Source organism: Gemmatimonas groenlandica (genome assembly GCF_013004105.1).
Taxonomy (GTDB): Bacteria; Gemmatimonadota; Gemmatimonadetes; order Gemmatimonadales; family Gemmatimonadaceae; genus Gemmatimonas; species Gemmatimonas groenlandica.
On sequence record NZ_CP053085.1, the window covers coordinates 4,779,243 to 4,790,932 of the forward strand.

13 protein-coding genes are annotated in these 11,690 nt (G+C 66.0%); all 13 read left to right on the top strand.

All coding sequences use genetic code 11. The features are described 5' to 3' along the window. Positions 1–2 precede the first annotated feature (2 nt). On the top strand, positions 3–911 hold the full coding sequence (locus HKW67_RS20520; RefSeq protein WP_171227170.1) for a deoxyribonuclease IV: 909 nt from the start codon (positions 3–5) through the stop codon (positions 909–911). Continuing rightward, positions 911–1,981: an alpha/beta hydrolase family protein gene (locus tag HKW67_RS20525; RefSeq protein WP_171227171.1), complete on the top strand. Its 1,071-nt coding sequence runs from the start codon at positions 911–913 to the stop codon at positions 1,979–1,981. Before HKW67_RS20520 ends, HKW67_RS20525 begins: the two co-directional genes overlap by 1 nt. A gap of 161 nt (positions 1,982–2,142) precedes the next feature. Then, a complete protein-coding gene (locus tag HKW67_RS20530) occupies positions 2,143–2,568 on the top strand; it encodes an SWIB/MDM2 domain-containing protein (RefSeq protein WP_171227172.1) in 426 nt (141 codons plus the stop codon). Positions 2,569–2,663: 95 nt separating this feature from the next. Then, positions 2,664–3,464 carry a signal peptidase I gene (gene lepB, locus HKW67_RS20535; RefSeq protein WP_171227173.1) on the top strand — a complete coding sequence of 267 codons (801 nt, stop codon included), beginning with the start codon at positions 2,664–2,666 and terminating at the stop codon, positions 3,462–3,464. Beyond that, positions 3,464–4,477 carry an alpha/beta hydrolase gene (locus HKW67_RS20540; protein WP_171227174.1) on the top strand — a complete coding sequence of 338 codons (1,014 nt, stop codon included), beginning with the start codon at positions 3,464–3,466 and terminating at the stop codon, positions 4,475–4,477. Before lepB ends, HKW67_RS20540 begins: the two co-directional genes overlap by 1 nt. A gap of 51 nt (positions 4,478–4,528) precedes the next feature. Continuing rightward, complete coding sequence (locus HKW67_RS20545) at positions 4,529–5,023, top strand: hypothetical protein (RefSeq protein ID WP_171227175.1); 495 nt, start codon at positions 4,529–4,531, stop codon at positions 5,021–5,023. A gap of 20 nt (positions 5,024–5,043) precedes the next feature. After that, positions 5,044–6,477: a M24 family metallopeptidase gene (locus HKW67_RS20550; RefSeq protein WP_206044519.1), complete on the top strand. Its 1,434-nt coding sequence runs from the start codon at positions 5,044–5,046 to the stop codon at positions 6,475–6,477. Beyond that, on the top strand, positions 6,467–7,915 hold the full coding sequence (locus tag HKW67_RS20555) for a hypothetical protein (RefSeq protein WP_171227176.1): 1,449 nt from the start codon (positions 6,467–6,469) through the stop codon (positions 7,913–7,915). The genes HKW67_RS20550 and HKW67_RS20555 overlap by 11 nt, the downstream gene beginning before the upstream one ends. A gap of 130 nt (positions 7,916–8,045) precedes the next feature. Further along, positions 8,046–9,095: an SPFH domain-containing protein gene (locus tag HKW67_RS20560; protein WP_171227177.1), complete on the top strand. Its 1,050-nt coding sequence runs from the start codon at positions 8,046–8,048 to the stop codon at positions 9,093–9,095. A 53-nt stretch (positions 9,096–9,148) separates the two neighbouring features. Further along, a complete protein-coding gene (locus HKW67_RS20565) occupies positions 9,149–9,529 on the top strand; it encodes an S-adenosylmethionine decarboxylase family protein (RefSeq protein ID WP_171227767.1) in 381 nt (126 codons plus the stop codon). Then, entirely contained in the window at positions 9,526–10,170 is a 645-nt protein-coding gene (locus tag HKW67_RS20570; RefSeq protein WP_230981073.1) for a DUF4178 domain-containing protein, read from the top strand. Before HKW67_RS20565 ends, HKW67_RS20570 begins: the two co-directional genes overlap by 4 nt. Then, complete coding sequence (locus tag HKW67_RS20575) at positions 10,164–11,486, top strand: DUF4178 domain-containing protein (RefSeq protein WP_171227178.1); 1,323 nt, start codon at positions 10,164–10,166, stop codon at positions 11,484–11,486. The genes HKW67_RS20570 and HKW67_RS20575 overlap by 7 nt, the downstream gene beginning before the upstream one ends. Positions 11,487–11,498: 12 nt before the next feature. Next, a complete protein-coding gene (locus HKW67_RS20580; protein WP_171227179.1) occupies positions 11,499–11,684 on the top strand; it encodes a hypothetical protein in 186 nt (61 codons plus the stop codon). Positions 11,685–11,690: the final 6 nt, after the last annotated feature.

Here is an 11,690-nt window from a genome sequence, read left to right on the forward strand (position 1 = left end):
CGATGTCGCTTCTTCTTGGTGCGCACTGCATCGACACCGGTGGCATCCCCATGGCGGCGCGTCGCGCTGGCAAAGCGGGCATGCAATCCCTGCAGATCTTCAGTGCGATCCCGAAGTTCTACAACGACAAAGTCGGCGTGAAGCCCGACCGGCTCGCCCGATATCAGGAGGCGCTGGCCGAGGCTGGCATTCGTCCCGAGCATGTCATTGTGCATGCCGCATACGTGATCAACTGCGCGACGCCCGATGAGGAGAAGTGGAATCGGGCCGCGGCGGCACTTGCGAAGGAATTCGAGCGCTCCACGGCGCTCGGCGTAGCGGGTGTCTGTTTTCATCCCGGTGCCGCCACCGACGGTGACCGCGAGGCAGCTATTGCCCGCGTATCCGAAGCCATGCGTCGCGCGCTCAAGGCAGTGCCGGCCAGTCATACGCGGTTGCTCATCGAGAATACGGCGGGTGCGGGTACGACCGTGGGGCGCACCCCGGAGGAAGTCGGTGCGATGCTGGCCGGCATACCGGCGGCCGATCGCGCACGCACCGGCTACGGGCTCGATACCTGCCATTTGTTCGCGTCGGGATATCCGATCGCGACCTCGCGCGCCGATCTCACGCGCGTGCTCGACGAGTTCGAAGCGGCCACCGGCGAACCACCAGCGTTCTTCCATCTCAATGACAGCGAAGGGGCCCTCGGGTCGAATCGTGACCGGCATGCCCTGATTGGCGAAGGGCTGATCGGTGCGGACGCCTTCAGCTGGCTGCTGCACGACCGCCGCGCGAAGGGGGTGCCGCTCATCCTCGAGACGCCGCAGGAGCACGCCGACATCGCCGAAGACGACGACACGCCCGACCCGTGGGACGTGCGCTCTGTCGCGCTGCTGCGTGCGCTGGCGAAGGAGCCGCCGCGCGGCTGATGGGCATGCTGATGGGCATGCTGATGGGCACGATGATGGGCAAACGGTGGCGGAACGCGGGCGTCGTCCTCACGGCGGCGCTCTTGGCCTGTGAGGGCCACACCGTGCCGCCCGCGACCGCCGTCGCGCACACCGAAGTCCGGATCGTAGTCGACAGCGGTGTCACGTTGGCCGGCGATTTCGCGCTGCCGTCGACCCCGACGACGGCGGCCGCAGGCAGCTCCGCGCTGTCTGCCGTGCCGGCCGTGCTGTTGTTGAGCGGCTCCGGTGCGCAGGACCGCGACGGCGCACGTACCGAATTGCCGGGCTATCGACCCTTCGTCGACATCGCCGACACGCTGCTCGCCGCCGGCTTCGCGGTACTGCGACTCGATGACCGCGGTGTGGGCGCGTCCACCGGACGCTTTGACGGGGCCACCACTGAAGACTTCGCGCGCGATGCGGCGGCGGCTGTCCGCTGGCTGCGTGGTCACGCGCGCGTGCAGCCCGAACACATCGCTCTCGTCGGACACAGCGAGGGCGCCCTGGTGGCGCTGCTGGTCGCGCACGACGATCCCCGCGTGTGGGTGCTCGGATTGCTCGGTGCCGCGTCACGCCCCGGGCGCGAAATCGCTCGCTGGCAGCGCGCGACACTCGTGACAGGCGATCTCACCACATGGCCGGCCGCACAACGCGCGGCCGTGCTGGCGCGCGCGGAATCGGATGCCGATGCGATCGCCGCCACCGACCCCTGGCTGCGCACCTGGTTCTCGCTCGATCCGCGCACCATCGCGCGCGGCGTCGAACAGCCCGTCCTACTGCTGCACGGCGAGAACGACCGGCAGGTGCCGGTGGAGCAATCCGGCGAGCTCGCGGCGGCGCTGCGCGACGCGCGCATCGTGCGATTGGCGCACACCAATCACCTGCTGCTCGACGACTTCGACGGTGATCCGCGCGGCTACGTGCGCCTCACATCGCGTCGTGTCGAGGGGGAAATCCTCCGCGCACTCGTCGCGTTCCTCGAGCAACAGAATGGCGAAAAACGATTCTCCGAGGGAAAAACACTGAAAAAAATCCGCGAAATTCGATGAGAAGTGCGTTTTTCAGAGGGAAAAACACAAAAACACTATTGCGCGACGTATTCGTGATTGTAGTTTTGGCCGTCCGCTGAGACGTAACCGCGTCTTCGCGAGATCTGTCGAGAGCTGTACCGCTCGACGCGACCCGACGGGTTACCACCTCAGGAGACAACATGGCCGCTGCGAAGAAGTCTGCGAAGAAAGCTGCAAAGAAGGCCGCCCCGAAGAAGGCCGCCGCCAAGAAGGCGCCTGCGAAGAAGGCCGCCCCCAAGAAGGCCGCTGTGAAGAAGGCTGCCCCGGCCAAGAAGGCCGCCGTGAAGAAGGCGCCGGCCAAGAAGGCCGCCAAGCGCACGCCGAACGCGGCGTTCATGAAGGCCCTGACGCCGAGCCCGGAGCTTGCGGCTGTCGTCGGCGACAAGCCGCTTCCGCGCACGGAAGTCGTGAAGAAGCTCTGGGCGTACATCAAGAAGAACGGCCTCCAGGATGCCAAGAACAAGCGCAACATCAACGCCGACGACAAGCTGAAGGCCGTGTTCGCTGGCAAGAAGACCGTCAGCATGTTCGAGATGACGTCGCTGGTCTCCAAGCACCTGTCGTAACTCCCGACGGTTTGCTGCGTATGTTGAAGGGGCGCGTCCTTGATGGGCGCGCCCCTTTGATCTAGTCCGTCCTCGACTTCCCAACCGCACCGCCCGTGGCCTCGAAAAGCAGTTCGTCGAAAAGCAGCACCGATCGCAAGAGTGTGGCGAACCTCCGCGCCGGCAAGTCGTCCGGTGGCAGCGGCAGCTCCACCCTCTGGGAAAACGTCAAGGCGATTCTCGTCACGCTGGCGATCTTCCTTGCCATCCGGACGTTCCTGATCGAGGCCTACCGCATTCCCTCCGGGAGCATGATCCCCACCCTGCTGGTGGGCGACTGGCTCTTCGTGAACAAGCTGGCATACGGCCCGCACGTCCCGTTCACCGACATCAACCTGCCGGGATACGACGACCCGGAACGCGGCGACGTCGTGGTGTTCGTCTCGCCCGATCAGGTCGATCAGCCCGAAGATCCGAATCCGATTCTCGTGAAGCGCCTCGTGGCCGTGGCCGGTGATACGGTCTGGATGCGCGGCGGTGTCTTCCACGTGAACGGTATGGCCCAGCGTCAGGGCTTCCCGGCCTCCGAAAATCCGAAGGGTGACGGCGGCTTCTCGCACCCGCTCTTCAGCTGGCAGAAGCAGTTCGAAGTCCGCGGCACGCGCGCCGGCGATCCACCGGCGTCGCCCACGCTCGACGACTGGGGCCCGCTCGTGGTGCCCGCGAAGTTCCTGTTCATGCTCGGCGACAATCGCTACGACTCCAAGGACGGTCGCTACTGGGGCTTCGTCCCGCGCGAGAACGTCCGTGGCCGCCCGGTGTTCGTCTACTACTCGTACAACGCCGACGAAAGCGTACGCCCCCTGCCGTTCCTCACGGACATCCGATGGGGACGCATCGGGACGATCATCAAGTAATGACGCGCTCCGCGCTGCTGCTCGCTCTTGGTCTCTCTCTGGGCAGCGCCAGCGTGTCGCGGGCGCAGACGGGGACGCCATCGGGCACGGTTCGCACCGATACTATCTGGTCGCAGTCGCTCGGGGTCTACAAGGCCCTCGTGGTCTATCTGCCCCCGTCGTACCGAGCAAACGCGCGCACCCGCTATCCACTGCTGGTGTACTTGCACGGTCGCACCGGCAGTGAGCGCAATTGGGTGGACGCCGGTTGGCTGCATCTGACCATGGATTCGCTGGCACATACCGGCGCCCCGGAGGCGATCATTGCCATGCCCGACGGCGATGACGGCTGGTATGCCACCTGGAATCAGCTCGGCGATGTGAACGCTTGCCGCGCTGACACCACGCGCCGCGAACCCGCCGCGACTTACTGTGTGCCGTGGACGCGCTACGACGACTACATCGCGCGCGACATCGTGTCGCATATGGATTCGCGATATCGCACGGTGGCCCGCCGCGAGAGCCGCGGGATCGCCGGCCTCAGCATGGGAGGGTTCGGTGCGATCACCCTCGCGTTGCAGTATCCCGACGTGTTCGCCGCGGCGGCCAGCCACTCCGGCGTCGTGTCGCCACGCTACCTCGGTCCCAAGCCGTTTGCACCGCCCCCACGCTACGCCAACACAACCGCCGAGTTGCAGGCGTCCGCCCGCAACCTCTGGTCGGATCTCCGGTGGGTGATGGGCAAGGACACCATCGGCTGGAACGCCCGTGATCCGGGACACATGGCGCAGCGGCTGCAGCAATTGGTTCAGCAGCGTGCAGCATCCGCTGGCCCCCGCCTGCCGCAGCTCATGTTCGACGTGGGCGCCGATGATGCCTACGTCGACCAGAATCGCGATCTGCACGCCACGCTCACGCGTCTGGGGGTGCCGCATCGCTATGCCGAGTGGCCCGGCGCACATACGTGGAGCTACTGGCAGACGCACTCCGCCGAGAGCCTGCAGTTCCTGCTGGGAAACGTCGCGGGCCGCTAGCAGGACGCGAGAAAGGCTGGCGTCTGTCCCGACGGGACGTAGCTTGCCAGCATGAGCCGGTTCTTTCCGAAGGACGTGATCCACTGGGGCGAAGAGCGCCTGCACCCCCTGCGCGCGTTCGCCATCCGCACGGTGGAGCCGGCGGGCATTACCGGCGTCGTGCTCCGATTGTGGCGCGCCGCGCTGCTGGCCAGCACGAATTGGATGCTCTTCGTCGGTGGACTCGTGGGCGGCGTCCTGTTCCTCTGTGGCATGCTCACCTGGCACCTCGGCAACTTCCCGGTGAAGCGCTGGCCGCCTCGCGTCGCGCTGTTCCTGGTCATCGAAGTGTTCGCCGAGATGGGAACCAGCTCTCTGCTCATCGCCTTTTCGCGCGAACGCGTGGGATCGCGCGTCGCCACCTGGCCCGATTGGTGGCCCATGGCCGGCCAAACCTTGGTCGAGCGCACCATCGTGCTCGCCGTCTTCGCCCTCGTGTTGGGCGGCACCGTGCAGTTGGTCCGTCGCGCCATGGAACCGCGCGAAGCGTCGACTCGCGAAGCGTAACTCAAACCGCAGGACTTTCTGTGCGAATTCTTCCCGTTCTGTTGCTGGCTGCGGCGTCGGTATCGACGTCGGCGTTCACGCTCTCTGCACAGCCGGTGGTGACCCCGGCCACGCCGGGCACGAGGACGTCCGGATCCACCGCGGCCGACACGCTCCGCCCATTCGGCACGCTGCGTGAGCAGGCGTTCAAGCAGCAGCAGTGGCTCGAACTGCGCATGGAGCGCACGCTGCCGGCGCTCATGCGTCGCGAAGGCGTCGACATGTGGGTCGTCCCCATGCGCGAGTACGCCGAAGATCCGGTGTTCACCGCGATCACGTCGCCGACCACGTTCGCGGCACGTCGTCGTACGATCTATGTGTTCTTCGACCGCGGTGCCGCCGGCATCGAGCGTATCGCGCTGGGCGGCACGTCGCAGGGCAACGTGTTCAAGGCGGTGCGCAGCATGAAGCCGGTGCCGGCGCCGGCCGCTGGTAGCCGTGGTAACGAGCGCTCGGCCGAGCTGTGGGGCGACGAGCAGTGGAACGTGCTCAAGCAGGTCATCGACGAGCGCAAGCCGAAGAAGATCGCTGTGAACACCTCCCGTACGTTTGCGTTTGCCGACGGCCTGACCAGCGGTGAGCGCGACGGGATGCTGCAGGCGCTCGGACCGGCGTTGGCCGCGAAGGTGGTGCCCGCCGAAGCGCTGGCGGTGGACATGATCGCCTCGCGTCAGCCGGAAGAGGAAGCCATGTACCGCGAGCTCAATCGCGTGGCCTGGGAGATCATTCAGGAAGCGTTCTCGAGCAAGGTGATCACGCCCGGCGTGACGAAAGCCGACGATGTGCTCTGGTGGATGCGGCAGCGCGTGAACGATCTGGGTTTGTCCACCTGGTTCCAGACCAGTGTGGAAGTGCAGCGACAGTTCGGCAGCCCGGAGCTGGTCGGTGTGAATCCCACGATTCTCAAGGGTGACGTCCTCCATTGCGACTTCGGAATCACGGCGCTCGGGCTCAACACCGACACGCAGCACATGGCGTACGTACTCCGCGATGGCGAGACCGATGTGCCAGCCGGTCTCAAGAAGGCACTACTGGCATCGAATCGTTTGCAGGACATCACGATCAGCGAGCTCAAGCCGGGGCGTACCGGCAACGAAGTGCTGGCCGCCTCGCTCAAGCGCATGCGCGATGAGAAGATCGACGGCACGTTGTACTCGCATCCCATCGGATTGCATGGCCACGGCGCCGGCGCCTTGATCGGCCTGTGGGACTATCAGGACGGCGTGCCGGGGCGTGGTGACCACAAGGTCATCCCTGGCATGTGGTACTCCATCGAATTGCAGGCCACGACGCCGGTACCGGAGTGGAACAACCAGCAGGTTCGCTCCGCGCAGGAAGAAGACGTGATCATCGACGCGAGCGGCAAGGTGCGTTGGGCGTTCGGTCGTCAGTCGACGTTCCACATTGTCCGCTAGCCGGCACTGGCGTGAGCTCGTGCGGTCGCCGGTGTTCGGATTGCTGGTCATCGTCACGGTGGCGCTCGTTGTCATACGAGTACCGCTGCTCGTGCTGGGCGACACGTGGTACAACCTTGTGCTCGGTCGCGAGGTGGCGGCCGCTGGCGTCATCACCCGCAACGCGCTGACGGAGCAGGGGTTCGGCGTGTCGGTGGTGGACATCCAATGGGTGTCGCACCTGGGTCTGTACGGGATCGTGAAGTTGGCCGGCCTGCCGGGCATGGTGCTGGTCGGCGCCACGCTGCTGATCGGCACCATCGTGTCAGCCGCCGCCGTCGCCGTGCGACGCGGCGCGACGGAGAGTCGCACCCTGCTCGTGGTGCTCTTCGCGCTCATCGGCATGGCGTCGCAGTTCGTGCTGCGCGCGCAATCGATCGCGTTTCCCTTCCTGGCGTTCTTCCCGCTGGTGCTCTCCGGCGATGTGCGCGCTCCGCGTCGTACCACCTGGCTGCTGCTGCCGGCGGCGATACTGTGGGCCAACGTGCACGGATCGGTGCTGTTGGCACCGGTGTTCGCGGTGCTCGCGGCAGTGGCCCGCATGCTCGACGCCGTTCGCGAGCATCGCCCGGTCGCCGGGCGGCTGCTGGTCCGCGACGTCGTGCTCACGCTCAGCCTCACGCTCGCCGTGTTCATCACGCCGTACGGCAGCGACGTCGTACGCTACTACGAGCAGACCGTCGGCAATCCCGCGTTCCGCGAGTACATCAGTGAGTGGTATCCGCTGTCGTTCGAGCGCGTCCCGGCGGCTACGTTGTTCGTGTGCGCGGTCGTTGTGCTGGTCGTGCGCGGAGCGCGCACGATGGAAAGCTTCACGCTGCTCACCATCGGGTTGCTGAGTGCCATGGCCATCATGTCAGCGCGCTATGCCACACCGTTGGCGCTGGCGGCAATCGGCCTTTTGCCGGTCGTGCTGGACGAGGCCCTGGGTTCACGGATCCGCATCGAACCCGATGCCCTGTTGCGACGGGTGTCGCGGATTGGCGTGCCTGCCGCCGCGGGTCTGTTGCTGTTCGGCGTGCCGCTGCTCTCGCACTATACGCTCAATCGACCCGACGGCATCCGGCTCAGCGATCAGGTGGCGCGTGAGGCCATCCCCGGACGGCGCCTGCTGGTGGATGAAGTGCAGGCCGACCGTCTGCTCTGGTATCACCCGTCGCTGATCGGACGCGTGGCGCATGACGTGCGCGTGGAGACGCTACCGATCTCGTATCTCGACTCCCTCGGGCGCACGTACGCGCGGCCCGACGGGCGGCTGGCCGCGGCGTTCCTCGGTGGTTTCGATCTGGTGGTGGTCGACCGTCGGGTGCACGAGCAGCTGGCGATCCACCTCGAGCATGACCCCGGCTACGTCGAATTCGGGCGGGATGCCGACGTGAGCGCCTTCCTGCGACGTTGACACTTCCCGGCGCGGTTGCCGTACGGATGATTACTTCCTAATGTCTACGCGTCCCGGTCTCTCGCGAACGGGGCGCGTTCGCATGTCGGCATCGTGATCTTCACCCTCCTCGGTTACCGGAGCGGCTTCCATGTCCTTGGGCGATTTTCTCCGCAAGCAGTTCATCGACGTCATCCAGTGGACCGAATCCGGTCCCGGCGTCCTCATGTATCGCTTCCCGATGCAGGACATGGAGATCCAGAGCGGCGGCAAGCTGACCGTTCGGGAATCACAGCTCGCGCTCTTCGTCAACGAAGGTCGTGCTGCCGACCTGTTCGCACCGGGGCTGCACACCCTCGTCACGGCGAATCTTCCGCTGCTCACGAATCTCCAGAACTGGGACAAGGCGTTTCAGTCTCCGTTCAAGAGCGACGTGTACTTCTTCTCCACCCGCGTGCAAACGGGACAGCGGTGGGGCACGCAGCAGCCGATCACGATCCGTGACAAGGAGTTCGGCGCGGTACGCCTGCGCGCGTTCGGCATGTTCGCGTTCCGCGTATCCGATGCGGCCGTGTTTCAGGCGAAGGTCGGCGCCACGGATGCCGAGTACACGGTCGCACAGATCGATCCGGCGCTTCGCAACGCGATCATGAGCGGTTTCACCTCGGCGTTCGCCAACGCGCAGGTGCCGTTCCTCGACATGGCGGCCAATCAGGCGGAGCTCGCCAAGCAGATCGCGACCGCGGTGCAGCCGGCGTTCGCCGAACTCGGTCTCGCGCTCGAGTCGTTCACGGTCGAGAACTTGTCGCTCCCCGACGAGCTGCAGAAGCGTCTCGACGAGCGCATCTCGATGAACATGATCGGCGACCTGCGCCAGTACACGCAGTTTCAAGCGGCCCAGTCGATTCCCATCGCCGCGGCCAATCAGGGTGGCATGGCGGGTTTGGCTGCTGGTATCGGTGCCGGCGTCGGGCTTGGCGGCATCGTGAGTGACGCCATGCGTGGCGCCACGGGAACGCCCGCGCCGGCGGCGCCGGCCAACGCGGCGATCGGCGCCGGTGCTGCTGGTGCGGCCGGTGCTGCAGCCGGCGCCAGCGCCGGAGACGCCCTCACCGGCGACACCAAGTTCTGCATGAATTGCGGAGCCAAGCTCCCCGCGGCGGCCAAGTTCTGTTCGTCCTGCGGCGCGCCGCAGGGCTGACGCGGCGACCGCCCATCATCACGCACAGTCACGCGTCTCGCGTGCACACGCCGGTGCACCACACTGGCCGCGAATGGATCGTCGACGCGTACGGATGCGATCCCGTGCGCCTCGCTGATCCGGCCTCGCTGCGCGCGCTGTTCGACGCCATCGTGAACGACCTGTCGCTGCATCCGGTGGCCGACGCCGTGTGGCATCAGTTTCCCGCGCCCGCCGGCATCACGGGCTTGCTCATGCTGGCCGAGTCGCACCTTACCGTGCACACGTTTCCGGAGCACGCGTCGGCGTGCCTCAACCTGTTTTGCTGCACGCCGCGCGCCGCGTGGGACTGGGAGGCGCGGCTCGCCACGCTCCTTGGCGCGCAGACGGTGCGTGTGCGCGAGCTCGCGCGCGAGTACGCCACTGTTCCGGCCATCGTCGAGGCGCTCCGGTGACCGTGCCGCAGCCCCATGGCGTGGTCTGCCCGAACTGTGGCGCACCCGTGCGCTTTCTGTGGGCGCAGGCGGTGCAGACCACCTGTGCCTACTGTCGGTCGGTGCTGGTACGCCGCGATCTCGACCTGACCAAGCTCGGTACACAAGCCGACTTCCCCGCCACCGGCTCGCCGATCCAGATCGGGACCGAAGGCATGTGGCTCGATCAGCGATTCGTCGTGGTCGGACGCATCGCCTACGGCTGGGCGCGTGGCAAATGGAACGAGTGGCATTGTGTGCTCGGCGACGGCGCCAGTGCCTGGCTCTCTGATGCCCAGCTCGAGTACGCGATGACGATTGCCGCGCCGTCGGACTTCGAGGTGCCCGCCGTGATGAAAGTGCGGGTGGGCGAGACCTACTTCTGGAACGATACGCCTTACGAAGTCGCCACGATCACCGAGGCCCGCTATCTCGGTACCGAAGGCGAGCTCCCGTTCACCACATGGGAGAAGTCGTCCTGCCTGTTCATCGACTTGCTCAACGCGCAGCACGGACTCGCGACCATTGACGGCTCGGAAGCACCGCCGATGCTGTTCCTCGGTGAGTACGTGAACTTCGACGATCTGCGCTTCCAGAATCTGCGGGAGTTCGAAGGATGGTAGCGCCCTTCGAGACGCCGACCGCGCGCGTGCCCAAGGCCGCCGGATTCAACTGTCCCTCCTGCGGGGCGGCCATCGAGCTGCACGCACAAGGCTGGGCCGTGTCGGTCGTGTGCGGTGCCTGCGGCGCGCAGCTCGACGCCACCGACGAGAATCTCAAGGTGCTGCAGTACGGCGAGCGCGTGACCGCCAAGCCGCGCATCCCGCTCGGTACGCGCGGCACCTGGAAGGGCGCGCCGTGGGAGGTGATCGGTTTTCAGGTCGTCACCATCAGCGTCGAGGGCACCGACTACTCGTGGACCGAGTACGTCTGCTTCAATCCGTTTCGTGGCTTCCTGTATCTCTCCGAGTACGAGGGACATTGGAACGTCATCGAGAAGTTGCGGCGGCGTCCGGAGCGCGAAGCCGGCGGCGCCCGCCCGACGGTCGAATTGAACGGCACGACGTACAAGCACTTTCAGACCGCCACCGCCTACACCACCGCCGCCCTCGGTGAGTTCCCGTGGGAGCTGCGCATGGGCGACCACGTGGTGAGCCGTGACTTCGTGGCGCCGCCGTATATCCTGAGCGCGGAAGCATCGGGTAACGAGATCACGTGGTCGTTGGGCACGTACACGCCTCCCGAGGTCATTCAGAAGGCGTTCGGGCTGACGAAGCCGCTCATGCAGCCCATCGGCGTGTTCGCGAATCAGCCCAATCCACACGCGAATACGCCGAAGCGTTTGCTGGAGCGGTTCGCGCTGTCGCTGATCGCGCTGGTGGTGCTGCTGATCCTCAACGTCACGCTCGCGAGCAATCGCACCGTCTTCGAGCGGTCGTTCACGTTCTCGCGCGCACAGGAAGAACAGGCCTCGGTGACCGATGTCTTCGACCTCGACGGACGCACGTCGAACGTGGCCATCGATCTCGAGTCCGATCTCGACAACGACTGGCTCTTTCTCGTGCTGTCGCTGATCAACGAGACCACCGGCGAAACCCGCGAGGTCACCCGGCAGCTCAGCTACTATCACGGCTCCGACAGCGACGGCTCGTGGACCGAGGGCGATAGGCGCGAGACGGTGCGCATCGCGTCCGTGCCGGCCGGACGCTATTTCCTGCGGGTGCAGGCGGAAGGCGGCGAACCGGCCAAGTCGTCGGCGTCGTACATCATGCGCGTCCGCCGCGACGCGCCACATTACGGATTCTACGGCATCGCCGTGCTGGCGCTGCTGGTCCCCGTCGTGCTCTCCGTCTTTCCCGCCGCCAGCTTCGAAAGTCGACGCTGGGCGGAGAGCGATCACGCCCCCACGTCCAGCAGTGACAGCGATGACGATGAGTAGAGGACTACGCTGATGGGCGCGCGCATCTACACCCTGTGGGCAGTCGCTGTGCTCGCGCTGCTGGGCACCGCCCAGTACCGCGGCTGGAGTCTGACTCGCGCCAATGAGTCCCGCAACAACCCCCGGTCGGTCCGCGACAATCCCGGCGCGTATCGCTCCTCGTACTACATCCCGGGGCGCACGCTCCGCGGCAAGTGAGGCTCC